This is a genomic window from Methylomonas rosea, from assembly GCF_024505055.1.
Classification (GTDB): domain Bacteria; phylum Pseudomonadota; class Gammaproteobacteria; order Methylococcales; family Methylomonadaceae; genus Methylomonas; species Methylomonas rosea.
The window spans coordinates 1-26715 of record NZ_JANIBL010000073.1 but is presented as its reverse complement, the minus strand read 5'-3'; the positions used below and the strand labels follow the sequence as shown (position 1 = coordinate 26715).

20 protein-coding genes and 4 pseudogenes are annotated in these 26715 nt (G+C 51.7%); 18 read left to right on the top strand and 6 right to left on the bottom strand.

Annotated features, from left to right (window positions below):
• The 3 genes and pseudogenes from NP589_RS18825 to NP589_RS18815 all read right to left on the bottom strand — a co-directional run.
• The coding region (locus tag NP589_RS18825; RefSeq protein WP_256608335.1) for an XdhC family protein at positions 1-223 on the bottom strand (223 nt) is incomplete at its 3' end.
• Between the two features lie 43 nt (positions 224-266).
• The gene (locus NP589_RS18820) at positions 267-527 is read right to left on the bottom strand and encodes a hypothetical protein (protein ID WP_256608334.1); all 261 of its coding nucleotides are present in this window, start codon (positions 525-527) and stop codon (positions 267-269) included.
• A 49-nt stretch (positions 528-576) separates the two neighbouring features.
• Positions 577-1203 (bottom strand): annotated as a pseudogene (locus NP589_RS18815) (IS5 family transposase); the annotation flags it as partial.
• 70 nt (positions 1204-1273) lie between these two features.
• Between NP589_RS18815 and NP589_RS18810 the strand changes: the two are divergent.
• Together NP589_RS18810 and NP589_RS18805 are read left to right on the top strand one after the other, a co-directional pair.
• Positions 1274-1804 (top strand): hypothetical protein, encoded by a 531-nt coding sequence (locus tag NP589_RS18810; protein ID WP_256608333.1) that lies wholly within the window; start codon positions 1274-1276, stop codon positions 1802-1804.
• On the top strand, positions 1722-2816 hold the full coding sequence (locus NP589_RS18805; protein WP_256608332.1) for a transposase: 1095 nt from the start codon (positions 1722-1724) through the stop codon (positions 2814-2816). Before NP589_RS18810 ends, NP589_RS18805 begins: the two co-directional genes overlap by 83 nt.
• Before the next feature lie 24 nt (positions 2817-2840).
• On the opposite strand, the pseudogene NP589_RS18800 reads toward NP589_RS18805, so the two are convergent.
• Positions 2841-3144 (bottom strand): annotated as a pseudogene (locus NP589_RS18800) (transposase); the annotation flags it as partial.
• A 52-nt stretch (positions 3145-3196) separates the two neighbouring features.
• Between NP589_RS18800 and NP589_RS18795 the strand changes: the two are divergent.
• The 14 genes and pseudogenes from NP589_RS18795 (at position 3197) to NP589_RS18730 (ending at position 22266) form a co-directional block, all read left to right on the top strand.
• Positions 3197-3394: a hypothetical protein gene (locus NP589_RS18795; RefSeq protein ID WP_256608331.1), complete on the top strand. Its 198-nt coding sequence runs from the start codon at positions 3197-3199 to the stop codon at positions 3392-3394.
• Between the two features lie 212 nt (positions 3395-3606).
• Positions 3607-4002: pseudogene (locus NP589_RS18790) on the top strand (efflux RND transporter permease subunit); the annotation flags it as partial.
• A gap of 10 nt (positions 4003-4012) precedes the next feature.
• Positions 4013-5494, top strand: a complete 1482-nt coding sequence (locus NP589_RS18785; protein ID WP_256608330.1) for an efflux transporter outer membrane subunit — start codon at positions 4013-4015, stop codon at positions 5492-5494.
• A 389-nt stretch (positions 5495-5883) separates the two neighbouring features.
• Complete coding sequence (locus NP589_RS18780; protein WP_256608329.1) at positions 5884-6111, top strand: DUF433 domain-containing protein; 228 nt, start codon at positions 5884-5886, stop codon at positions 6109-6111.
• A gap of 91 nt (positions 6112-6202) precedes the next feature.
• The gene (locus NP589_RS18775) at positions 6203-6445 is read left to right on the top strand and encodes a DUF5615 family PIN-like protein (protein WP_256608328.1); all 243 of its coding nucleotides are present in this window, start codon (positions 6203-6205) and stop codon (positions 6443-6445) included.
• A 121-nt stretch (positions 6446-6566) separates the two neighbouring features.
• Positions 6567-7917: pseudogene (locus NP589_RS18770) on the top strand (transposase).
• A 662-nt stretch (positions 7918-8579) separates the two neighbouring features.
• A complete protein-coding gene (locus NP589_RS18765; RefSeq protein WP_256608327.1) occupies positions 8580-9239 on the top strand; it encodes an NF038129 family PEP-CTERM protein in 660 nt (219 codons plus the stop codon).
• 258 nt (positions 9240-9497) lie between these two features.
• Positions 9498-16805: an NHL domain-containing protein gene (locus tag NP589_RS18760; protein WP_256608326.1), complete on the top strand. Its 7308-nt coding sequence runs from the start codon at positions 9498-9500 to the stop codon at positions 16803-16805.
• Between the two features lie 1011 nt (positions 16806-17816).
• Entirely contained in the window at positions 17817-18629 is an 813-nt protein-coding gene (locus tag NP589_RS18755) for an energy transducer TonB (protein WP_256608325.1), read from the top strand.
• 19 nt (positions 18630-18648) lie between these two features.
• Positions 18649-19425, top strand: a complete 777-nt coding sequence (locus tag NP589_RS18750; protein WP_256608324.1) for a MotA/TolQ/ExbB proton channel family protein — start codon at positions 18649-18651, stop codon at positions 19423-19425.
• Positions 19425-19835: an ExbD/TolR family protein gene (locus tag NP589_RS18745; RefSeq protein WP_026600602.1), complete on the top strand. Its 411-nt coding sequence runs from the start codon at positions 19425-19427 to the stop codon at positions 19833-19835. The genes NP589_RS18750 and NP589_RS18745 overlap by 1 nt, the downstream gene beginning before the upstream one ends.
• Positions 19836-20142: 307 nt before the next feature.
• Complete coding sequence (locus NP589_RS18740; protein ID WP_256608323.1) at positions 20143-21036, top strand: dienelactone hydrolase family protein; 894 nt, start codon at positions 20143-20145, stop codon at positions 21034-21036.
• An 18-nt stretch (positions 21037-21054) separates the two neighbouring features.
• A complete protein-coding gene (locus NP589_RS18735) occupies positions 21055-21765 on the top strand; it encodes a cytochrome b/b6 domain-containing protein (protein ID WP_256608322.1) in 711 nt (236 codons plus the stop codon).
• Positions 21766-21804: 39 nt separating this feature from the next.
• Positions 21805-22266, top strand: coding sequence for a cytochrome c (locus tag NP589_RS18730; protein ID WP_256608321.1), 462 nt, complete (start codon positions 21805-21807; stop codon positions 22264-22266).
• A gap of 105 nt (positions 22267-22371) precedes the next feature.
• Here NP589_RS18730 and leuB read toward each other — a convergent pair whose 3' ends face one another.
• The gene (leuB, locus tag NP589_RS18725; RefSeq protein ID WP_256608320.1) at positions 22372-23478 is read right to left on the bottom strand and encodes a 3-isopropylmalate dehydrogenase; all 1107 of its coding nucleotides are present in this window, start codon (positions 23476-23478) and stop codon (positions 22372-22374) included.
• A 926-nt stretch (positions 23479-24404) separates the two neighbouring features.
• Here leuB and NP589_RS21800 point away from each other — a divergent pair.
• Together NP589_RS21800 and NP589_RS18715 are read left to right on the top strand one after the other, a co-directional pair.
• Positions 24405-25178 (top strand): acyl carrier protein, encoded by a 774-nt coding sequence (locus tag NP589_RS21800; RefSeq protein ID WP_371929693.1) that lies wholly within the window; start codon positions 24405-24407, stop codon positions 25176-25178.
• A 10-nt stretch (positions 25179-25188) separates the two neighbouring features.
• A complete protein-coding gene (locus NP589_RS18715) occupies positions 25189-25902 on the top strand; it encodes a hypothetical protein (RefSeq protein ID WP_256608319.1) in 714 nt (237 codons plus the stop codon).
• Positions 25903-26076: 174 nt separating this feature from the next.
• Here NP589_RS18715 and NP589_RS21795 read toward each other — a convergent pair whose 3' ends face one another.
• Positions 26077-26301, bottom strand: a complete 225-nt coding sequence (locus NP589_RS21795; RefSeq protein ID WP_371929692.1) for a hypothetical protein — start codon at positions 26299-26301, stop codon at positions 26077-26079.
• Between the last annotated feature and the right edge of the window lie 414 nt (positions 26302-26715).

The following is a 26715-nucleotide window of genomic DNA, read 5'->3' as shown; positions in this document are numbered from 1 at the left end:
AGCCGGTTTCGAACACCGAAGCGGCCTGCTCCACCAAATCCCTCTCAAAGCAGCCGCCGCCCAGCAAACCGACCAACTCGCCGGTTTGGGTAATCAGCATCCGCGCGCCGGCCTTTTGGTATGTCGAGCCGAAGGTTTCGATAATGGTCGCCAACACGCTGTCTTCTGGTTGGCGTTGCAGCTGCCGGTAGGCTTCGAGCAGATGATTGATGTTATTGGCCATGATTTACTCGCTTGCGGGTGTGCCGGCGATTGTACTAGCCATATCAACTCCAGCTCAAATCGGTGCGCAACAGCGGCAATTGCCGGACCCGCACGCTGGTCGCGGCGAAGATCGCATTGCATACCGCCGGCGCCAACGGCGGCAGTGCCGGCTCGCCCAGGCCGGTGACCGGATAATCGGTTTTCAGAAAATGCACATCCACGCGGGTGGGTGCGTCAGCGATGCGGATCATCGGATAATCGCCGAAATTACTTTGCACGATCCGGCCTTTTTCGATGTTCAATTCCTGGAGGCTTTGTTGCATAAATCCAGTGGTGAGCGACTTACCCCTTACCCCAATCCGTTAGACGGATTTAGGGTATGGCTACCGTGATTGGCGTGCCCAACTGGGTAAACCGGTTTAACAGCGCTGCCCGTATTTGGAGTTCGGCGACTTGGCTGTTGACGAGTCGTGCATCGACTCGTTCGCCCAGTAACTTGAAGCAACGCATTTTGGTTTCCACCAGACTGCGACGATGGTAACCGCTCCATTTTTTCCAGATGGTTCTGCCCAGCCTTTCGGTGGCCAGCAATGTTTCATTTCTGGCACGGGCTCCCAGGGTATTTTCTTTCCAGAGTTTGCCATTCCTACGCACAGGAATAATGGCTTCTGCATCCCGATCGGCAATCGCGGCATGCCCATTCTTGGTATCGTAAGCGCCGTCGCCACTGACTGAATCGATGCGTTCATCACGAGGAATCTGATTCAATAACTCCGGTAAGACTTGAGCGTCGCCCACGCGATTGGAAGCGACTTCAATCGCCCGAATTTCCAGGGTTTCGGCATCGATCCCCAAGTGAACCTTGCGCCACTGCCGACGGTATTCAGCGCCATGTTTCTTGGTTTTCCATTCACCCTCACCCAACATCTTCACGCCCGTGCTGTCGACCAATAAATGCAACCGATTGGGATTAGGACGATAGGAAATACAGACCTGTAAACCTTAAAAGAGCAGTTAAAACTTGCGAACACAGTCTAATTCGCTGAAATTAGTTGGCAAGGAGGCTAATATGCAAGAACTCGTCACTCACCCAAAAGGTGAAGCACAATCCGGTGCCTTGGCGCCCGTTTCCGGTCCGGTGCCGGTAGACACCTTTGGAGGCCGAATCCATGTCGACTGGAATCCGGACGCGGCGGTAACGCCGCTGGGTCAATTGCCGTTCTTTATTGAGTTTCTACAGGTCAGCGGCTTGTTTGAAGACTGGGTCACGCAGTGCCCACTGGCCTGGACGAGTCCCAATGCGCCGAGCAAACGCGATGTGTTGGGTACGGTGCTGTTGTCGGTGCGATCCGGGCATCAACGCTATGCGCATATCAATGCGTTACGCGGCGACGGCGTCAATCCGGAATTATTAGGGATGAGCAAGGTCGTCAGCGAAGACTCGGTTCGCCGCGGATTCGCACAGTTGGATGAAGAAGCCGGCACGCAGTGGTTGCAGTCCTGTTTACATCACGTCTATGCCCCGGTACTCGGCGAGCCGTGGAATTCTGGACGGCGACGCCACGATCAAGACGCTGTACGGCAAACAGGAAGGTGCTGAAGTCGGTTACAACCCACATAAGCCTGGGCGTCCGTCGCACACCTACCACAGCTACATGCTCGCTAATCTGCGTCTGGTGCTGGATGTCAAAGTGCAAAGCGGTAAACAGGTGGCCTCAAAACACAGCGCACCGGGGCTTTGGGGGCTATTAAACCGCATTCCGCGCGACCACTGGCCGGCACTGATTCGTGGCGACCGCGACTGGGGCACCGAAGCCAATATGCACGCGGCTGAGCAGGCGGGATTGCCCTATTTGTTCAAACAGCGCTTGACCAAGAACACCCAACGGCTGATCGAACGCTTGATGCTGGGCAGTCACTGGGTTAAAGCCGGACAGGGCTGGCAAGCGGCGGAATCGACGCTACGACTGACCGGTTGGAGCCGAGCTCGACGTATTGTCGTGTTGAGGCGGCAAATCAAGAAAAACCTGACGGTTGTCAGTCAAAATCCGCAAGGCCCAGTGCAACTGAGTTTTGCGGAATTGAGCGATGACGTCACCGTCTACGAATACAGCGTGTTGGTCACCACCCTGGACCTGGAAGCGCTCAGTGTTGCCCAACGGTATCGCGACCGCGCCGATGCCGAAAATAACTTTGACGAACTGAAAAATCACTGGGGCTGGGGTGGCTTTACCACCCAGGACATCAAACGCTGCCGTTTCATGGCGCGAATCACCGCTTTGATTTACAACTGGTGGAGCCTATTCGTTCGTTTGGCCCATCCCGATCAACACACCGAAGCTATCACCAGTCGTCCACTGATGCTCTATGCCATTGGCAAGCAGACGCGTCATGCCGGACAGACACGTCTGACGATCAGCAGTCCACATGCCGAAGCTGGAAAAATGGAACAACGCTATCGTTGGATGGCGATGTTCTTCAAAGAGCTGCGCTCAACTGCGGAGCAGTTGACGGCTATCCAATGCTGGTGTCGAATTTTGAGCCTGGCGCTAGTGAAGTATCTGCATGGCCGTCAACTGCATCCACCAACTGGGTTACCAGCACCGGCTTAGAATGTTCAACTGCTCTTTCTAGGGTAAACGTTGTTGACGGCGGTAAAGTATCGAGTAATCAGGCATCGGCCAATTCAGGCCGGACAGTTTCAATAAACTTGCTACCATGCCGGTAGCCTGCCGTAGTGCCAGTCCAAATAGATTCTTGACCATCAGGCAAAACTGGATGGCAGCATCCGAAAACTTCTCGGCCCGACCTCGCTTGCCGCTTCCAGGCGCTAACCAATCCATGTCCTTTCCATAGCAACATTGAGCCGCGTTGCTTCAAGGATTGGTTGTAGTCTCGCCAGTTGATGGTTTGGTATTTCTTTGATTGTGGCTTGCGCATTCCAATCGGGGATCAGTGAATTCCCCTGCAACATGGGGCCAGTAATCGATTTATGCAACAAAGCCAGTTTTCCGCAAAAAACCTTGTCCAGATTTCGCCGCCTCTATCTGCAATGGCTGTAGAAAAGTCCTTAAAAATGCTTCGGATGGAAACCAAATTACGCCTTGCTGGTTGCACCGCAACAAACCGTAAGCAGTTGCTGCTGAAATTTAAGCAAACTAACGAGATCCCCAACGACCAATATTCTTAAAAAACAATAATATAAAAACTGGCGTGTGATTTGCTTATTCAAATTCAATGATTGAATCTCGTGATGCCCACCAATCTTCATATAGCACCGCGCCTGCACTTTGAGCGCCTGATGCATACCTTGCTAGGATTCCATTCATCCTGCCCCTCATTCCAACCTTCTCCTAACGGGTACGAAAGGAGATTTTTTAACTTCGAGAGGTCCCCGAAAAGGAATTGGGCATCATGACTTTGATCGGCGTAATTTTACTGATCGGCATCGTCAAGAAAAATGCGATCATGATGATAGACTTTGCGCTGCTGGCCGAGAGCGAGCACGGCCTGGATTTGCGGGAGGCGATTTTTCAGGCCTGCATACTGCGCTTCAGACCTATCCTGATGACCACATTGGCCGCGCTGTTCGGCGCTTTGCCGCTGGCTTTGGGTAGCGGTTACGGCGCGGAATTGCGCCAGCCTTTGGGGATTTCCATCGTCGGCGGCCTGATTTTCAGCCAGCTTTTGACTTTGTACACGACGCCGGTCGTTTATGTGTATCTCGACCGGTTCCGGCTGTGGCTGCACGGCCGTTTTTCCAACCGCGCCACCAGCCCGGCGCCACATTCCATCTAAACCAATTGTCATGCGTTTCAGAATAAGCCCATCATTGATTGCTTCCTTACTGACCTTGCCGTTGGCTGCCTGTACGGTAGGCCCCGATTATGTGCGTCCGCAAGCCAATGTATCCGAGGAATTTAAAGAAGTGGAGGGCTGGAAACAGGCCCAGCCGCGCGATACCGGCTTGCCCGGCAAATGGTGGGAAATTTTTAACGATCCCAAACTAAACGAACTGGAAGAACAGGTGGCTGGCGCCAACCAGTCCATCATCCAGGCCGAAGCCCAATACCGCCAAGCCCAGCATCTGGTGCAATCTGTGCAATCCTCCTTGCTGCCGGTGGCGACATTGACCGGCACCTTTAACCGTTTCCGCGCCGCCACCGGTCAGAACGTCGCGGTGGGCGGGGTGCGCAACCTGTTCGGCCAGGCGGTCGGCGTGGCCTGGGAACCGGATTTATGGGGCAGCGTGCGCCGCCAAGTGGAAGCCAATACCAGTAATGCCCAGGCCAGCGCCGCGACCTTGCATGCCTTGATTCTGTCCAGCCAATCGGCCTTGGCGGACAGTTACTTTCGAATGAAAACCCTGGACGCCCAGAAAGCCTTGTTAGACGAAACGGTAACGGCATTCGCGAAAACTTTGGAGATTACCAAAAACCGCCATGCCGTCGGTGTGGTAGCCAAGGCCGATGTGGTGCAGGCGGAGACGCAACTGGAAACCGTGCGCGCCCAGTCTATCGACCTAGGCGTGCAGCGCGCCAAGCTGGAACACGCGATTGCCGTATTAATAGGAAAAACGCCGGCAGAGTTGGCAATAGCCGCATCACCATTGAATGCACAACCGCCGGGCGTTCCAGTCAGTCTGCCCTCTGAATTGCTGGAGCGCCGCCCGGACATCGCTGCCGCCGAACGTAAAATCGCCGCCGCCAATGCGCAGATCGGCATCGCCAAAGCGGCTTATTTTCCGACGCTGAATCTGGCCTCGACCAACGGTTTTCAATCGCCGACCGCCGACACCTTGTTCACAATGGCGCGGCGCTATTGGTCTCTGGGGCCGGCCGGTTTGGCCTTAACCTTATTCGATGGCGGCGCCAAAAATGCGCAGTATAAACAAGCGATTGACGCCTACGACGCCAGCGTCGCCGGCTACCGGCAAACCGTATTGACGGGTTTTCAAGAGGTGGAAGATAACCTGGCCGCACTGCGTATCCTGGATGAAGAAACCCAAGTACAGGACAAAGCCGTCGCTGCGGCGAAACAGGCCTTGGCCCTGACCAACAACCAGTATCAGGCCGGCACGGTCAGCTATATCAACGTGATAACCGCGCAAACCGCCGCGCTATCCAATCAACAAACCGCCGTGCAATTGCTGGGGCAGCGTTTGTCCGCATCGGTGTTACTGGTCAAAGCCCTGGGCGGCGGCTGGAACGAAACTTTGGTGCCGACAGAAGATCAAGCCGACGGCGACCGCAAATGGACAGATTATTTGATTTTGCCGGTGGTGGAGTAGTTTTGAAGATGGCCATTTGCATTTGTGGTTGGAAATGATCTAGCAACGTGCCGAAGTGGCTGTACTCATTTAATGTTGGCTTGGTTGAAACCCCGAATCATCCTGCTCCAATCGGCCAATACCAGACCCTCATTATCGCCAGCCAATTTCAACAGATTAGGCCGCCTGTGACCCATTTGACTGTCAAGTATTTGGCGAGCAAAATGAATCATTACTGAGTCACTACCGGCTATATCCAGTCAAGATTTGGTTTGACACATAATCCGGTGATAGGGTGCGCACCTCGTACCATTGTGAAAACGCTGCGGTAATGAAAGCTAGAGAATACGCGGCGTGTATCCTTTAGCCTGATGAAGTTAAAATAAAATTAGTATTGGAATAGTCACATTATGAACGAGCAGATCGAGAGCCGAATCACCCATAACCCGCTGCAATGCGGCGGCAAACCTTGTATTCGCGGCATGAGAATACGGGTCAGTGACATCTTGCAAATGCTGGCGGAGGGCGTCAGCAATGAGACCATTCTGCATGATTACCCGGACCTGGAACTCGCTGACATCCAGGCCTGCCTTCTCTACGCAGCCCGACGAGCCAACCTTGAACGACTGGTCGCATGATATTTTGGGTTGACGCCCAACTACCGCCAAATCTGGCCGATTGGCTGCGCTGGACATACAAAGTTGAAGCCTATGCCCTCGAGACCTGGGGTTGCGTGATGTCAACGATCTAGAGATTTTCGAGCGCGCTCAGCAAGAGGGTATCGTTATAATCAGTAAGGACAGCGATTTTGTCGAACTACTATTGCGTCAGCAACCACCACCACAATTACTTTGGGTCACCTGCGGTAATACTACCAACCAACGGTTACAAGCATTGTTTGACGAAGTTTTTCCACGCGCCCTGCAATTATTGGTTGAAGGTCATGCGGTTGTGGAATTGGCAGATAAGTAGTGATGTTAAGCTTGTTTTCTGAATGCTCGTTACCGGCCGATTCTGTTGAAAAAGTCCCCTGATATTGTGCTCCTAGCGTAGTAAAATACAGCAAACAGCCACTCAATCATGAGGTGACGCCATGATGGGACAACAATCCGGGATTCAGGAGCAGTTGTTTTTCTGTTTCAGTCTCGAAAACCATATTCCCAAAGATCACTTGTTGCGCGGCATTAACCGCTTTCTCGATCTTGGCGATTTTCGTCAGCAATTGGCAGAGTATTACAGCCCTATCGGTCGGCCATCGATTGCTCCCGAACTGATGATCCGCATGTTGATTCTCGGTTATTGTTTTGGCATTCGTTCCGAACGCCGTCTCTGTGAAGAAGTACACGTCAACTTGGCTTATCGTTGGTTTTGCAAACTGGATTTAGACGATCCCGTGCCGGATCATTCCACCTTTTCCAAGAATCGCCTGGGCCGTTTTCGGGACAGTCAGGCTTTTCGGCTAGTGTTTGAAACGGTGCATGGCAGAAGGTCTGGTGCGTGGCGAGGGTTTTGCCACCGACGCCAGCATCATCAAAGCCGATGCACAACGGCAACGTCGAGTAGAAAATGGTGACGACATTGACTGGGGCGATCCCGCTCAAGCAGAACGTCCGGTCCGTGAATATCTCGCGGCACTAGAAGAAACGAATGATCCCAAAGAGTCCACCCGGACGCTTTCACTGACTGATCCGGCGGCTACCTGGACGGCCGCACCCGGTGGTCCCGCATTCTTTGCCTATTCAACGAATTACTTGATCGACTTGGAAACCGGCATCATCCTTGACGTGGAAGCCTCAGCCGTCAATAAAGCCGCTCAAGCTGAAGCGACTCGCACCATGATTGATCGGGTAGAAGAGACATTTGGTCTGAAACCCGAACGCTTGGTGGGCGATACCAACTATGGCTCCGCATCCATGTTAGGTTGGCTGGTCGATGAAAAGCACATCGAGCCGCACGTGCCGGTATTCGATAAATCGGAACGGACTGACGGGACCTTCGGTCGATCAGATTTTACCTATGATGCCGAAAACAATCACTACCTCTGTCCTGCGGGAAAACTCCTCAAAACCTCTTGGCGCACCCAGAAAAAGGATCCTTTGAGTTATCGGGCAAGCCAATTTGATTGCCAGGCATGTCCCCTCAAGGAGAAATGCTGCCCTAACTCCCTTAGCCGCAAGATTGTCCGTACTCCTTTCGAGTCAGCTCGCGACGTTGCACGTGCTATTGCTAAAACCGATGCTTACAAACAATCTCGGCGGGAACGTAAGAAGGTCGAAATGCTGTTTGCTCATCTCAAACGTATCTTGAAGATGGACAAACTACGTTCACGAGGCTTCAGTAATGCCAAAGATGAGTTTCTATTGGCGGCGACAGCCCAAAATCTAAGGCGAATGGCCAAGAGGTTGGCAATAACTGAACCAGTAACCCAATTGATACCCGCATAACGGCAATAGAGGTCGTATTCATGCACCAAAAAGCAAAAAACTCACCTGCCAGCTTCTGAAAAACAACGGCAATCAATCAAAACGCCGTTCCAACTGACTTTCAAAATACCGCCATTTTCAACAGAATCGGCCATAACCTGCCGTTCGTCGGTTGTTAGAATCTGACATTCAAATGGCGGCTCTACCCAGATAGTGGTCGTTCGTATCCCTCTCCATCATCAAGTCTTAGGCCGTTTCTGTCATTCGTTTTGATCATCGCGTTTTGCTAAGCCCGTTACGGAGACGCTGGAACGCTGGTGAAACCAGGCTTACAATTTAGAATCCATGCGTTTACCTGCACATAGTGGGTGAACTCTTTCGCGAAGGATGTTACGGCCCTTACATCATCGGATAAGTCCATGCTACAAACTCATTTTTGTCGCTAACACAAAATTTGACATACAGCACATAGTACATTACTTTCCATGTACCAAAATCAAGTACACAAAATAAGTGGCTAATGTCGTTAAGGCAAGCTTTGCACGTTTTCCTTTCAGGCCGCAACTGAACTTTTATTGATTTTGAATTTGGGTTTTTTATCTAGCATGAATAGGAATGTACTGCGTTTGATATGTCAATCCCATCAGGTTAGTCATCTCCCTATTACATAATTGGATGGATGTATGCGTTTAATGTTAAATCGCTATTTCTTTATCGCCTTAGCTTCGGCAACACCTCTTACCGCCTGGTCCTCATCTTTTAACGTTAATATCGATACTACTAGTCTGGCTGGCACTAAGGCTACCTTGGCTTTTGATTTCATTGACGGCGATGGCGTAGCCAACAATACCGCGCAGATCAGCGGTTTTCTGACCGACGGCAGTTTTGATCGCGGCTTAGCGTCATCGTTTGGCGATGTCAGCGGCTTACTGGATACCAGCGTCACTCTGGGTGATAGCCGCGGTTTTAACGAATTTCTACAGCCCCTCACGCTGGGCGGCATCCTACACTTTCAGCTGCAAATTTCCGACCTGTTTGATGCAAACGCTCTGACGCCAGATGCCTTTAGATTTTATCTTCTCGACGAACTGGCTAGTTCCCCATTATTTTCGACTACCGATCCGACCGATTCCGCCGCGCTGTTTTCGATGGGTTTGACGGGTGACGGCAAGGGTTTGTCCGTATTTTCGTCCACCAATCCAAGTGCTGTCTGGAATGTAGAAGCCACGAGTCACGGCATACCGGTACCAGGCACGCTCCCGCTGATCTTGACGGGTGTTGGGAGTCTGGCGCTGGGCCGTAATAAACGCCTGCTGGCTTGTAACCAACAAGCCAGCCTTTAATCAACCTTCAATCGATCGATTAGATCACTAATCGACAGGCATGCGCATAAAAATGGCCTCTGTAGCCTATTGTCGCGGATGCCAATACACTGCGGAGTCAGGGCTATGCAGGCTAGAAAAGGAACCATTCAAAATAGTATAGTTGTCAGTCAGTTCTGCGGCAACAGGATGGCTCGCATCTGGAGACGGTTAACGCACTTACTACTACTAACCCTGATATTCAAAAGTGTTCCAACCTGGGCGGTTACCCCGAATCCAGTGTCAGTCAACGACCAAGTAACCGTCACCTTTACCGGCTATGCGCTAAACCGATATACCAACACCTTCGACACCCTGGCCACCCTCAGCAACAAATCCAGCCAGGCCATCCAAATCCCGATCCAACTGGTCATCAGCAATATCAGCCAAGCGACGGTGAAATTGGCCAATGCCAGCGGTGCTCTTGCCGACGGCACCCCTTATGTGAGTGTCCCGCTGGGCGATGGCGCACTTTCGCCAGGGGAAACCGTCAAAAACATTCCGCTGAAATTCAGCAATCCCCAAAGAGTCGGCTTTACGTTTTCTAAAAGCGTGATGGGCGTTTTGCCCACCGCCAACCATCCCCCCGTGGCCAATGCAGGCGGCGATATTACCGTTACCGTGGGCACCGAAGTCACCCTGAGCGCCATTGCCTCCAGCGACGAAGACGGCAACACGTTGACCTATCGCTGGCGTATCCTGGAAAAACCGGCTAACAGCGTTGCCAGCCTGAATGATGCCGGTGCGGTCCAGCCAAGACTGACCATCGATCGCAAAGGCAATTACCTGATTGAGCTGATCGTCAACGACGGCCAGATCGACAGTGCCGCCGCCGTGGTGGTGATTACCACCGAAAATTCCAAGCCGGTAGCCCGTGCCGGCGCCGACCAAACCGTCAAAGTTCAGCAAACCGCCTATCTGGACGGCCTTAATTCCAGCGACATCGATCAAGATACTCTGACTTTCAACTGGCTGCTGTTGGGAAAACCCGTCGACAGCAGTGCATTGTTGAAAAATCAAAATATTCAAACGCCGAACATTATCCCGGACAAGCCCGGTAGCTATACACTTCAGTTAACGGTCAACGACGGTCTGCTTGATAGCTTGCCCGACCAACTGATCGTCAGTACCGAAAACTCCAAACCCATTGCCGACGCGGGCGGCAACCAAACCACGATAGCCGGCACCTCGGTCATTTTGGACGGCAGCCTATCCAGCGACATTGACAACGATCCATTGAGCTATGCCTGGTCGGTACTCAGCAAACCGGTCAGCAGCAACCCGGAACTGAAACAGGCCGATCAAGTAAAAGCTACCTTGACGCCCGATCTGCCGGGCGACTACGTGGCCCAGCTGATCGTCAACGACAGCAAACTCAATAGCGATCCAGCCTCCTCACTGGTAACGGTATCGGCCAAACCGGTCACCAACCACCCGCTGCAAATCACCAGCATGCCAGTGACCACCGCGACCATCGGCAAACCGTACGTCTACGACGTCGATGCCACGGACAGCGACAACGATGCTTTAAGCTATAGCCTCAGCGCCTACCCGACCGGCATGAGCATCAACAGCCAAACCGGCATCATCGGCTGGACGCCGGCGGCCGGGCAAACCGGTACCCAAGCCGTCACCGTCAAAGTCACTGATGGTAAAGGCGGCAGCGACAGCCAAAGTTATAGCATCACTGTAGTCGCCGCCGATCAGACCACCATGCCCAACGTGGTAGATCAAAGCCGGGCGGCCGCAGAGCAGACGATAACCCTGGCAAAGCTTAACGTTGGCACTCTGACCTTCCAACACAACGCCAAAGCCGACGGCAGCGTGATTAGCCAAAGCCTGGCCGCCGGCAGCAGCGTTAAGATCGGTACCGTCGTCAACCTGACGGTTTCCCTAGGCCCCGACAAAGGCCTGCCGCCCAACCCGGTCACCGCCGCGCCCAAATTGGACCCAACCGTCGCCACTACGACGTATGCCGCCAGTCAATTCCTCTATTCAGGCAGCAACCCGATACAGACCGGTGTTCAGCCCGGCACCATAGACGCCAAACGCGCGGCGGTGATTCGCGGCAAAGTGCTGGATAAAGACAACAACCCCTTGTCCGGCGTCACTATCGCTATCAAAGACCATCCGGAACTCGGCCAAACCCTAAGCCGCGCCGACGGGCAATATGATATGGCGGCCAATGGCGGTGGCTTGTTGACCCTCAACTATCAAAAATCCGGCTACCTGCCGGCGCAACGTCAAGTCACCGCGCCGTGGCAAAATTACGTTATTGCCGACACGGCAATCCTGGTGCAACAAGACGCCAAGCTCAGCACCGTCAACCTCAACGACAATACCCACGACTTTCAAGTGGCGCAAGGCAGCCAAATCACGGATAAGGACGGCATCCGCCAAGCCACGCTGCTGATTCCCATAGGCACGCAGGCTCAGATTTATAACGCGGACGGCACGACAAAACCCGTTACCACGCTCAATCTTCGCCTGACCGAATACACCGTCGGCGCCAACGGCCCCGCCGCCATGCCCGGCCCATTACCGCCCAGCAGTGCCTATACCTATGCCTTCGAAATGAAAGCGGAGGAGACCGACGTCAAAGTCGACGGTAAGGACGTGTTATTCGACAGAGCGGTACCGTTCTACATCGACAACTTCCTGAGTTTTCCGGTCGGCACCATTGTCCCGGTAGGTTACTACGACCGCGCCAAGGCCACCTGGATACCCTCCGACAACGGCAAGGTCATCAAAATATTCGCCGTCAATAATGGCATTGCCGAGATTGACAGCGACAATGACAACCTGGCGGACGATGCCGCCAAGCTGTCGGCTTTGGGCATTACCATCGAGGAAAGAACCCAGCTCGCCAGCCTTTATCAAGCCGGCAAAACCCTGTGGCGGGTACAAGTCACCCATTTGTCCACCTGGGATTGCAACTGGCCCTACAAAATGCCGGACGATGCGGTTCAACCTAAAAACCCGCAACCCTTTACTGACAAAAAAGAGGATGACCCATGTAAAGCCGCCGGCTCCATTATCGAATGCGAGAATCAGGTGCTGGGCGAAACCCTGCCGGTCACCGGTACGCAGCACACTTTGAACTACCGTAGCTCCCGAGTATCGGGCAGAAAGAACAATGCCAATACCATCCGGATTCCGGTGAGCGGTGCCACACTCCCGAGTTCGCTGAAACGGATCGATCTGATCGTGGATGTCGCGGGTCAACATTTTGAGCAAAGTCTACCGCCGACAACCAATCAAACCGTTTCGTTTACCTGGAACGGGCTCGATGCGTTTGGTCGTCCGGTTCAGGGCGGGCAATCGGCGGTCATCAAGATCGGCTACGCTTACGCCCCGGTCTATGCCACTCCGGCAGAGCTGTCAGCCGCCTTCGGACGTTTTTCGGGTGTACCGCTTGAGGGTAGTCGAGCGCGCCAGGAAGTACGGATATGGCAGGAACAGACTATAAAATTAGGAGCATGGACTGATCGTAGCGCTAACTTGGGCGCATGGAGCCTGGATGAACACCACGCCTACGATCCGATCGGCAGGGTGCTCTATATGGGCGACGGTAGCCAGCGTAGTGTGCTTGGTGCAATTGCAACCAGCGTCATGACTACCGTGGCAGGCAATGGTGAAGAAGCATTTAACGGCGATGGCGGGCCAGCAATTAGCGCTTCGCTAAGAAACCCCTACGACGTTGCTGTTGATGTCGAAGGATATTTATATATTAGTGATCTAGCCTCGAGCAGAATTCGACGGGTTAGCCCTGCCGGTATCATAACTACAATTGCAGGCAATGGTACAAGTGGCGTAAGCGGTGATGGCGGACCAGCAACTCAGGCAGCAATCGGAAATGTTAGAGGCATAGCGCTCGGTCCTGATGGCAGCTTGTATTTTTGCGACACTTATACCGGCTATCGCGTCCGTCGCGTAGGCCCGGACGGCATAATTACTACGGTCGCGGGGAATGGTCAACGAGCATCAACAGGCGATGGAGGGCCAGCGACACAAGCAGCGCTCGCCGCTCCACAAGGCATCGCCGTGGGTAACGATGGCAGTGTGTATATCTCAGAAACTGCCGGTGATCGCATTCGCCGTGTTAGCCCAAATGGGATCATAACAACAGTAGCCGGTAACGGAACGAGTGATTATAGTGGCGATGGCGGCCCAGCGACTAAAGCTAGTCTTGATTACCCTAGCGATATTGCCTTAGGAACAGATGGTAGTTTGTACATCATGGATGCTGGAAATTATAGGATACGCAAAGTAGGGTTAGACGGCATAATCACTACCGTTGCAGGTGATGGAATTACAGAATTATCGAGTGAAAATATTGAACTTGATTCAAAAAACAACGTGTATTTCACCGATCAAAGTGTCGGTAAGCTTCGTAAGGTAAACCAAATCGGCGTTATCACCGATGTGGCAGGGAACGGAGAATGGGGATTTAATGGTGATGGCGGACCGGCTACTCAAACCGCTCTTTCTTATCCCATGGGCATTGCTTTTGGACCTGATGGTGATATATATATCAGCGATTTGTACAATCAAAGAATACGCAGAGTTTCTCCCGCCTTGCCCGGTTTTAATACGGGTGAAATCGCCATCCCCTCGGAAGACGGCACGGAACTCTATAGCTTCGATTCCTCGGGACGGCATCTCGCCACCCTAAACACCCTCACCGGCGCCACCCTGCTCAGTTTCGGCTACGATACGCAAGGTCATTTAAGCCAGATCACCGATGGCGACGGCTTGATCACCCGAATAGGGCGTGATGCTCAGGGCAATCCCACCGCCATCGTCGCGCCTTTCGGCCAACGCACCACACTGTCGCTGGATGCAAACGGCTATCTCGCCAAAGTCACCAATCCCGCAGGCGAGACCCACGAAATGGTTTATACAACCGACGGTTTGTTGACTTCGTTCAAGGACCCTAGCGGCAACGCATCTACCTTTTCATATGACGCTCAAGGGCGCTTGTTCACGGATGCCAACGCCATCGGCGGCATTTCCACCCTGGTCCGCAGCGAATTGGCCGATGGCTATGCGGTTTCTCTCACCACCGCACTCAACCGGGTCACCAGCCATGCCGTGCGAAACTTAAGCACCGGCGACCGGGAGCGTAAGCACACCCAGCCCGACTATACCGTTTCGACCACGCAGGAAAAAACCGACGGCACGGTTGCCACCACCGATGCCGACGGCACGCTGACCACGCTGCTAAAAGGCCCCGACCCGCGATTTTCCATCCTGTCGCCGATCGCCCAAAGCCGGCAAACCAGCACCGGTGGCCTAACCGCCAATCTGACCACCAAGCGCACCGCGACGCTAGCGGACAGCAACAATCCGTTGAGTCTTACGACGCTCACCGATACCGTCACCCTAAACGGCCGCACCCGTACCACCGTGTTCGATGCGGCCACTAAAACGTTCACATCTACCAGCCCGGCGGCTCGGCAAACCAAGACGGTGATCGACAGCCTGGGCCGACTAACTCAAACCCAGGCCACCGGTCTGCTGCCGATCATCAACGGCTACGACCCGCAAGGCCGTCCGGCCACTATCATCCAGGGAGCCGGCGCTGACGAACGGCTGATCAGCTTTGCCTACAACCCGCAAGGCTATCTGGACAGCATCACCGATCCTATTGGCCGGCAGGTTAAATACCAGTACGATCTGGCCGGCCGCGTCGCCAAGAAAATCCTGCCGGACAACCGCGAGATTCTGTTCGGCTACGATGCCAACGGTAACCTGACCTCTCTGACACCGCCCAGCAGGCCCGACCACAGCTTTACCTACACGCCGGTCGACCAAACGGCCTCCAGCGTACCGCCGGATGTGGCGACGGGCAGCAACAGCACGCTCTACCATTACAACCTCGACAAACAACTGATCCAGATACAACGTCCGGACGGCCAGACCGTGGACTACACCTACGACACCGCCGGCCGCGCCGGTAAAGTTACGGTGCCGGAAGGCGATTATATCTATGGCTACCATGCCAGCACCGGCAAATTGATCGGTATCGATACGCCCGACGGCCTGGGGCTGGATTACAGCCTTAACGGTGCCTTACCGACCCAAACCAGCTGGTCGGGTGCCGTGAGCGGAAGTGTCGGCAAAAGCTACGATAATGACTTCCGCGTCGCCAGTATCAGCGTCAACGGCGCCAATGCCATCGCCTATGGCTACGATGCCGACAATCTGTTAAACAAAGCCGGCGATCTGACCTTAAGCCGCGATGCGCAAAACGGCCTATTGACTGGCACAGTTCTCGGCAGCCTGACCGACAGCTACAGCTACAATGGTTTCGGCGAGGTCAGCGCTTATTTGGCCAAATACGGCACCTCGAATCTATACAAAACCGACTTCAGCCGCGACAAACTGGGGCGCATCACCCAAAAAATCGAAACCCTAGGCAGTGTGACCAACAACTACGACTACGGCTACGATGTGGCCGGCAGATTGAGTGAAGTGAAATTTAATGGCACCGTTCAGGCCAGCTACGGCTACGACGCCAACGGCAACCGCACCCAAGTCAACGGCCAGACGGTCGCCCACTACGACGACCAGGACCGCCTGCTCGACTTTGGCACTGCCAGCTACGCCTACACCGCCAACGGTGAGCTGAAAACCAAGACGATAGGCGCAGCGACGATCGCTTACAGCTACGACGTGTTGGGCAATCTGAGGCACGTCGCACTCTCCGGTGGCACCGCCATCGACTATCTGGTGGACGGCCAAAACCGCCGAATCGGCAAGAAACGCAACAACGTCCTGGAGCAAGGCTTCCTGTACCAGGACCAGCTCAAGCCCGTGGCTGAATTGGACGGCAACGGCAATGTCATCAGTCGTTTTGTCTACGCTACCGCCGCTAACGTGCCGGACTACATGATCAAGGGCGGCAACACCTACCGCATCGTCAAGGACCACCTCGGCAGCCCTCGTCTAATCGTCGACATTGCTACCAACACCGTGCTGCAAAAAATCAGTTACGATGTTTGGGGCAAAGTGACCCAAGACACCAACCCCGGCTTCCAACCCTTCGGCTACGCCGGCGGACTTTACGACCGCGATACCGGACTGGTCAGATTTGGAGCGAGGGATTACGATCCGCAAACCGGGCGCTGGACGGCCAAGGACCCGATTGGGTTTGAAGGGGGAGATACCAATCTTTATGAATACGTGGTGAATGATCCGGTGAATGACTTCGATCCAGATGGGCTTATGCCAATAGAAGGAGTTGGAACCACAAGTCGAGGACCAACAGGTAATCCGATTTCAGGAGGCAATGTAATAAGAACACCCGGTGAGCAAAGAGTTAATAAAATATTGAGTAAAGTGGTAGAAAAAATTACTGGAAAAATTGCAAAAATTGACCCGGCTACCGGAAAAATAGTTTCTAATGCTAGAGCTTTTGGAATAGGTCTTGTTTTGTATTCTGAGGGGTTAGCTGAATGTCAGTCTCCTTTTTGCGACTTGAACGGTGATAGTTTGGCAGATAATGCATTCAAGCAAGGAATGTGTTCATTTGGTTCTAATTGATTTAGGGTGGAGCGCTTGAACTATTCTAATAATTGGATTTATACAATTTCAATGTTGCCCACAATTGTTTTTGTGACAATGACTGTATCAAGGCTATCTATTTTGGCGTGGCTACTTTGCATGTTTATATTGCTAAATATAGGGGGGCGGTTATACTCAATCACAGTTTTAAGGATGGTGCGATTAAATCGAAATCCTGGGTTATCTTATATAGCACTCATTGTTTTACAATGCTTATTTTATGGAGTGAGTCTTTTTATTTATCATTGGTGGCCGTATGAAAGACCGTAAGGCGCAAAAGCGCCGTAAGATTTAGAGTCTGTAGGTGTCAATAGGCGACGCACCACTGCGCCGCATGGAATGGTTCAATATTCAGCGCAATGCCCGTTGGATATAAACCCCTACGCGCGGGCTGATTCCAATTGATTGAACGGCGGCCAAGTACCAGATACCGGCTTCTGAGCTAGTATACGCGCGACAGGCCGGTTTGGGTCGATCACGGTAAATCAACAAACTCAACCCTGTCTTACACAAAATTCAAGACACCCTCAGAACGACCGATTTCCCAGATGCTTGTTCAACCGTATCTTGCGCAATTTGGACACCCCGGCTTATTTAGGCCTCTCCCAAACTCAGCCCGAGTTGCGGTCTGCGAGTAAGATAACTCGACCACTCAACAACTGTTGCCCTACGAACACCTCCTAAACACAAGACACAGGAAATTGGTGCTCAGCAAGCAATGCGGCGTTTTATGCCTGCTGAAATCCCTAGCTATCCACTCGCGTATTGCCCGATTTGTTCCATGAAAAACAAGTTATAAATAAATAACTTAGCCTCCCGCCCTGCTCCCAAAACCAGACGTTGCCACGCCTTCCGGCAATCTGGCATAGCTCGTGCTGTATTAGAAATCAATAGCACTAATCAAAGCCTATTAACCGAATAGCACCCGCCAATTTAGCGCGGAGCAACAGGGAATATGGCCTTTATATTTAAGAAATGGGGAACATCGGCATGAGCAGTCCTTTAGCGACTTTTAATAAACTGGCACCTGCGGGGGCTCCCGCGGATTGGGACGCGGCAGACCTTGTTTCTTTAAAACCGTCTGTCGCTCAGTTGACCGAAGGTTTGGCGCATTCGCGCGTTGCGGTTGCGTTGGGGGATTTCAAGTACGTCACCGAAACCCGCGATCACAAACTGGTGGATTTTCTATTGATTGGCGTACTGACGATTTTTATCCACAACACCGTTGTCAGTCATTTTAGCGGCGCGGCGTTTGAGCAGGAAATTGTCGAGCCAATCAAACCCGAGACCAAGGTACAAATTACATTGACCAGGCCGCAACCCAAACCAGTGCCGCCACCACCGCCTTTGGTGAAACCCAAACCGCCAACAACGAAAGTAGTACCACTGAAACCACAAAAGCCGAAACCCGTGGAAAAAGTGGTTGAGCAAGCACCCGCACCCGATCCGACTCCAGTAGTAGATACCGCGCCGACCGCACCAACAGCACCGCCGGCGCCTCCCGCTCCGGTAGTTGAGGAAAAAATCACCGAGCCGGTAGCCGACGCAGCTTACCTGCACAACCCACTGCCCGAGTATCCGGAAGTTGCGCAAGAACGCGGCTGGGAAGGCAAGGTAGTGATGAAAGTACACGTGCTGCCCGACGGCACCACCGATAGCGTTACCGTCAGTAAATCCAGCGGCCAAAAAGTTTTGGACGATGCTGCCGTCAAAGCCGTTCTTAAGTGGTCTTTCGTGCCGGCCAAACGCGGCGATACGCCGATCGCCCGCTACACCACGGTTCCATTCACTTTTAAATTGTAATTATTTTTGAGGATCAAAAATGTCTGATATCGCAACCAACGTCATCGTCGATGGCACCCTGAACACCTTAATCGCCGCCTCGGTCGTGACTTGGGGCTTAATCCTGATCAAAGGCGTGCAACACATCCGCATTTCCTATCACAACCGCCGCTATAACAAGGAATTTTGGAGCGCGCCTAATATCCAGGCTGCGGCTCACCTGGAGAATCAGGATGGTCCGGCTGCCCGAGTCGCCGGCATCGGTTTTTCGACATTAATCGAAACCGACGGCGGCGCTTCGACTCACGACTTGGAGCATACCTGGGACAGACAGGAATTGCTGGACAGACGCTTGCGTCAACAAATGCAAAAAGAGCGCGGCTCGCTGGAAAGCGGGCTGGCGGTGCTGGCGACCATAGGCAGTATCTCGCCGTTCGTCGGCTTGTTCGGTACCGTGTGGGGCATCATGGGTGCGTTGACCAATATCAGCAAAACCGGTTCCGCCAGCTTGGAAGTAGTAGCCGGCCCTATCGGTGAAGCGTTGATCGCTACCGCAGTGGGTATTGCGGTCGCGGTACCCGCGGTAGTGGGTTACAACTTTTTCATCCGCCGCAATAAAGTGGTTTGGGCCTTCCTGGACGATTTTGCCATCGACTTTGTGCATTTGGCCCTGAAAAGTTCGTTCATCATCGAACGCGCCGGCAGTAAACCGGCTACGGCGGCAGCTTCCGCACGTTTGACCGATGTCAGCGGTGGCAAAAAATCCAGCATCAAAGACACCCATGAAGAATTAATCGCGAAAGAGGCGCACGCATAATGGCATTCAATACTAAAGACGACGGCGGCGATGACGTCATGGGCGAAATCAACGTTACGCCCCTAGTGGACGTGATGTTGGTACTGCTGGTGGTGTTTATCGTCACCGCCCCTTTGTTAACCCAGGCCGTACACGTCAATCTGCCGAAAACCGCGGAAACCGCGCCGCCGGACGACAAAGCGGCTTCTTACTTGAGTGTGGATGCTCAAGGCAAAATCTACATAGACAAGCAGGAGTTTCCCTTGGAAATCATCGAAGGCGAATTGCGAAACCGCCTGGCGGCCAATCCGGAGTTTGCGTTAAACCTGAACGCGGATGACGCGGTGCAATACGGCATCGTCGCCAAGGTGATGTCATCCATAGAAAGAGCCGGCGTCACCAAACTGTCGGTTCTGACGGTTCCGCAATAAATCATGAACTGGCCGGGTAAAAAGTTTGCCCGGCTCATTAATTCTACTTTGACAGATTTAAGAAGACGCCGTCATTCCCGCCAGGAAGCGGGTATCCAGTGCTATGGATGGCAATCTTCAACCCATCCATGGGCCCTGGATTCCGGCAATCCCTGCCGGAATGACGAGCAACTTTGAGAATCTGACAAAGTAGCATTAATCGCGGCGCCAACCGCCGCGCACAACTCGAACCACGCCAAGACCAAGGATGCGGACGCTGCGTCCAGGGTTATTTGCGTTTAGGACAAACCTTTAGGAGAACTGTAGGATGGCGCGCAAGACCGCTCAAGACTTTCACCCGGAAGCGTTACAAGCTTTTGATAAATACGTACACGGCGATATTTCCCGAAGGGATTTTTTATCGTCGGTACCTAAGTATGCCCTGCTCGGCCTGACCGCCGAAGCATTGCTGGAAGCACTTAACCCGCGTTTCGCTGAAGCCAAGCAAGTCGCCGACGACGATCCGCGTATCAAGGCCACCTACGTGGAATACCCATCGCCGCACGGCAACGGCAAGATTCGCGGTTACTTGGTGCAACCGGCTAAAGCAGCCGGCAAACTGCCGGTGGTACTGGTTATTCACGAAAACCGTGGCTTGAATCCACATATCCAAGACATCGCCCGCCGTCTGGCGCTGGAAAATTTCATTGCCTTCGCACCGGACGCGCTGTTTACGCTGGGTGGTTATCCGGGCGATGAAGACAAGGCCCGCGAGTTGTTCCAAAAACTGGATAAAGAGAAAACCCAGGCCGATTTCCTGGCGGCAGCCCAAGCCATTAAAAAATTGCCGCAAGGTAACGGAAAGCTAGGCGCGGTAGGCTTTTGCTACGGTGGCGGCATTGTCAACTTCCTGGCCACTCGTCTGCCGGATCTTGGCGCCGGCGTACCGTTCTACGGCGCCCAGCCTGCCGCTGATCAGGCCGCAAAAATCAAAGCGCCGTTGCTGATCCACTATGCGGGGGTCGACGACCGCATCAATGCCGGCTGGCCGGCCTATGAAGCAGCTCTGCAAAACGCCGGCGTCAATTACGAAGCCCACACCTATCCGGGCGTGCAGCACGGTTTTAACAACGACACTACCCCGCGCTATGACGCCGGCACCGCCAAGCTAGCTTGGGATAGAACCGGCAGTTTTTTCAACGCTTACCTGCGCGACAGTTAAACCATCGGGAGGATTTCAATGAAAGTGGAAGTGCATATTTGGGATTGGCCATTACGCCTGTTTCATTGGTTGCTGGTCATCGCCGTGGTCGGCGCTTATGCCACCGGCAAACTGGGCGGCAATCTGACCGACTGGCATGCCCGCTTCGGCAGTTTGATTTTGGGTTTGCTGGTGTTCAGATTGATATGGGGCTTTATAGGCACTACCCATGCCCGTTTCACCAGTTTCTTTCCGACCTTTTCCAGGCTGGTGGAATATGTTAAAGGCGAATGGCAAGGCGTTGGCCACAACCCGGCCGGTGCGATCGCGATTATTGCCTTGCTGGCGGTGTTGAGCGTTCTAACGGTTACCGGCTTGTTCGCCAACGACGATATTGCTTTTGAAGGTCCGCTGTTTCATGCCATTGATAAAGAGCTCAGCGACAAACTCAGCGGTTGGCATATTTTTGCGGTGAATATCCTGCTGGGTTTGGTCGCAGTGCATGTCACCGCAGTTGTACTTTACCAACGCCTGAAAAAAACCAACCTGGTCGGCGCAATGCTGACCGGTAAAAAACAACTGCCCAGATCCTTAGCGCCCTCCCCGATCAAACCGGTCGGACCGTTTCGTTTTGTAATCACTTTATTGATCGCGGTAACGGTGGTCTGGGGCGTTTGGAGCGGCGGCTTTGTCGAATATCTGGCACCGTTGGCTAGCTTCCAATCTGCTTCGGCCAATCCTAAATCCTAAACCTTAGTTTTTTCTACCACACCACAAGGAGTTAACCCCATGAAATTGAAACTGATAATCGCACTGGCGCTGGGCGCTGCTACAACGGCGGCCATGGCCGGCGAAGTGGAAGACCAGATTCGCTTCCGCCAATCCGCCTACTCGTTCTTGGGCTGGAATACTGCGAAAATCAAAGCACAAGCTGCCGACCATCCGGAAACATTTAACAAGGATCAGGTGATAGCTGCCGCGAATGCGGTTGCTGCGGTCGCTAATTCCGGTCTGCTCAGCCTTTACGGCCCTGGCACCGATAAAGGTACCGGCTGGAAAGCGACGCGACTGAAACCGGAATTCTTCGAAAAACAGGACGAAGTGAAAGAAATCGAAGCGACATTCATCAAGGAAGCCAACGAATTGCAAAAAGTGGCGGCCAATGGCGATCCTGCGGAAGTTAAAGCCCAATTCGGCAAAGTCGGCGCCACCTGCAAAAGTTGCCACGATTTGATTAGGGTTCGCGAATAATTCTATCGTCTACGAACGCCAAAAACCTATTCGGACAAAAAACATTGACGGGCATGGCATCGGCTAGATAAAAACTATGCCCGTTATCGGATGCCAAAGACCCACTTAGACCTTAGGCATCTGCCGCAGCTTCTCGACCACCTTGTCGCCGAATTCTACAGTGCTGATCATCGTCACGCCGCTGCCGGGTTTGGACAGATCGGCAGTGGAATAACCGTCGGCAAACACGCCTTGCATCGCCGCCCAGACGTTTTTCGCTTCCGCTTCCATATCAAAGCTGTTTTCCAGCATCATCGCCACCGAGCCTATCATCGAATACGGGTTGGCGATATTTTTGCCGGCGATGTCCGGCGCCGAACCGTGGGATGGCTCGTAGTAGGCTTTGTCCGGACCGATGCACGCAGATGGCATCAAACCCAAGGAGCCCAAAATGCCGCCGCCTTGGTCACTTAAAATGTCGCCGAACATGTTTTCCATCACCATGACGTCGAACTGGGTGGGTTTCAGGCACAGCGCGGTGGCGGCGGCATCGACCAGCATATTTACCACTTGTACGTCCGGATAGTCTTTCGCGACTTCTTCCATCACCTCATTCCACAACACGCTGGATTTCAGTACGTTGCTTTTATGGATGTTGTGCAGCAATTTCCGGCGTTTGCTGGCCAATTTGAAGGCTTGCTGCATGATCTGGCGAATTTGCGACTCGTCGTACTCCAGGGTTTCGCGCACATAACGCAAACCGGCATCGTTGACACCCATTTCTTTTTCGCCGAAATACAAACCGCCGACCAATTCGCGGACGATCACCAAATCGATACCCTCACCGATCACTTCCGCTTTTAATGGCGAAAAATGTCCGAGCGATTTTGGCAACGACACCGGACGAAAATTGGCGTAGGTGTTGTAACGACGACGTAAAGGCAACAAAGCGCCGCGTTCCGGCTGCTCGTCGATGGGGATGCGTTTGGAATCTTCGTGGCTCAAGCCGATTGGGCCTTTCAAGATCGCATCGGCCTCGTCGCAAATGGCTTTGGTTTGGTGCGGAAACGCCGAGCCGGATTCGAAATACGCGCAGGCGCCGAAGGCGGCCGGCAACAATTCGAAGCTTACGTCGTTACGTTCTTCGATAACTTTCAGAACCTTGACGGCTTCCGCGGTAATCTCAGGGCCGATACCGTCGCCGGCCAATATTGCGATTTTGTAATTTTTCATGGGATGGTGATAGCTGAGTGGTTAAAGCGATAAATCGGGAATGTTTGATCGATAATTAAACTGCGGATTTTATCAGATTGGTGGCGATGCTTCCCCCGAAAAACCGCTGGCCCGGCAAACCCAGGCAAAACCTGAACGGAGCGGGATTTATGACCGTTTTAACTGATACATAGGAAAGCCAAATCGTTTCGGGCGGCTTGAGTAACCCGTCCTTGCCGGGAAACCGAGTAATTTTCTCCAACGTTCGAGCTCTGAGCTTCGGCGCTTTAGAAATTTTCCGGAACGGCCGAGCTCCGAGCTCCAACGATCAAGAAAATTTCTCCACTGATCGAGAAATTTTATAAAACGATGCAGTTCCCAGCTAAAACGTTCGAGCATTTTTCTCGATCATTCTGTCGCGGAACTGCGTCGTTTTAGTTCCGAGCTAAAACGTTGGAGTTATTTTGTCCAATGACCGAGAAAAAATCCTAGCCGTTGCAGACAATTTGCTTAACTTTATTGTTCCCACGCTCCGGCGTGGGAACGATGAGTGGCGGAAATCATCCACGCCTACGAACGCAAACTGCCGATCAAAGAGGAAATGTATTGCGACTTTTACATCCCTACCGGCAAAGTTTATATCGAGTTCTGAGGCTTCGAAAACGATACCAAATATCTAGCACGAAAACAGAAAGAACTCGCTATTGATCAGAAATATAATTTCAACCTGATTGAGTTGATCGAGAAAGTCGTGCTGCATCTGGATGATATTTTGCCGAGGATGTTGTTGAAGTTTTAAGTGCAGGCTTATTGATTTAACACATCATCATTTTTCTAGTTATAATGCTTTATGGGCTAAACAAGTTGACAGCTAGACTAATTGATTGTATATGGAATACAATATTATATTTTGGCGCAATTTATTAAAATTTTATAATTAATGTATCATGTATGATAACAATACTGAATTACTTTCAATGGTAAATATGGATAAAAGACTTTTTATTAAACTCTTGTTAAGCCTATTTATCCCGACCAATATATCGGGAATTTTCGCTAAGGTAGCTCATGCCAGTTTGAAGGAAACTGATACAACTATAGTCACTGAGCTCTGTCAAAGTTGTATATACACAGATTGTGTAGACGTTTGCCCCACGGATGCATTTCATCAAGGAGAGACTATGCTCTATATAAACCCAACTGAATGCATAGATTGCACTCTGTGTATTTATGAATGCCCAGTTGGGGCAATTTACAATGGCGAATACTTGATAAATGCAAAAGGACTCGATTATGCCACTAAATGGGCGAGGATCAATAAGGCTCAAGCTGAAAAATTTCCTGTAATTTCAGCAGTTAAAGAACTAGGAAGATATGATTCAAATCAATGCAAGGATCTGACTGCTAGTTATAAAAATGAAACAAAAAAAAGTGATTTAAAAATTCAGGATATAATTCAGAAAAAAGAAATCAAGAATGATGATTGTAAAAATATTGAATCAAGAGTAAAAAACATCACTGCAGAACAGCTAGGGGTTAAGGAACGCATTTACTCTGAATCAAAAATAGTTGAGGATCTTGGGGCTGATGAATATGATCAAATCGAATTGGTAATGGCAATAGAAGAAGATTTTCATATTAGAGTTAAAGATGAAGATTCTGAAAAAATAAAGACCGTTAAAGATGTGATAGCTATTGTAAATAGCAACTGTAACAGATAAGAGAGGATAGATGCTTTCAATAGATAATGTGAGTAAGGTTGTTTCCGTTGCTAAGGATGCTGTCTCAGTCTTTAGAGATTTTAGTCTATTATTTTTGATTATTTTACTTGTTCTTTTTCCCAGAGAACTAAACCAATTATTAGTAGAAGCTGGTTTTGAGGAAGGTAGTATAGTTGGTATGAAATGGAAGGCTAAAGTATCGGAGCAGGACAAAGAAATAATAAATGCGCAGTCGTTAATTGATGATTTAAAGGATGCAAACCTTAGATTATTGAATGTGGTATCAGACATAAGGCCTTTAATTAAAGACGAATCGGTTATTAGTGCACTAAATAGCCTTCAAGAGAGCAATAGATCAATATTGAATGAGGCAAATACTATTCAATCCAATCTAAAGAAAATAACTTCCGAAAATAGTGAGCTAATTGACAAGTCTATGGCAAATAAATCAGATGTTAAATGGGGTGTTGTCTTTGGAGGTGATAATTCACTTGAATACGCTCTTGATGAGATCAAGAAAGCAAAGAATAATCTTGGGCTAGATATTGGAAAAATTTATTTAAGGCAGGGCTCATACAGGAGTGTGATTCCTTCGGTAGATCGACAGCAAGCGGAATATTTTTTGTCAATTTTGAAAAAGCAGAGAAATGACTCATATATAGTAAACATGGATAAATGGTGCAATAATCATAAATATCAAGAAAAATACATTCAGTGTCTATAATGGAATTTGCTCGCAACGTGCGGTGAAGTAAGGGGCCGCACGCTAACCATTTAAGTCAGATATTCACTGCATGTCTAATTTTTCATCGCTCCCACGCTCCGCGTGGGAACTCAACCCCGGACGCTCCAGCGTCTATCACCAAACGTCAATCTCCATCAACCCTACCAAGCCATCTTAGTTCGCGGCGCTAGAGTAGCTCCAATGCCGCGGCAACTTCACGTAACCGCGTTTAACCGGGTTGGCGTGAATGTAGTCCAGTTTTTCCCGCATCATCGCTTCGTTCAAGATCAATTTGGCTTGCACGCCTTCTTGCCAGTACTGATATTCGCGATCCTGTTTGCGCGCCGGTTTGGCAGAGTGCAGCCGTTGGAGCAGGCGCTCGGCTTTTTGCTGCCGCAAATGATCGATAGGTATAGGCTTTGAAGCTGGCGACGCATTTGTTCAATTCCGGGGCCTGCGCATTGAGGTGCAGATGATTTTCCAGGATCACATAGTCGTAAAGTTTCAAACGACCCTTTGATGTTGGTATTGCCAGCTGTCGAGGACGATTTGCACGGTTTCCGGGCGCGTGAAAACGGCCAGCCTATTCAACTACCGTGCTGGTCATGAAATGCAGTTTGTCGGCTTCGATGATGACGTAGCGGCTTCTACTCCTGTTTGCCTTGATTCAGCAGGACGCTCCAGCATCCAAGGCTGCATTACCACGCGCAGCGTGGGAACGATAAATGGTTTATAAAGGCTTTTTTGCCGGGTTCCATTCGAATTTCATCATCCACACATTGTATTGCCGCACATAGTGCGTACCAAGCTAGT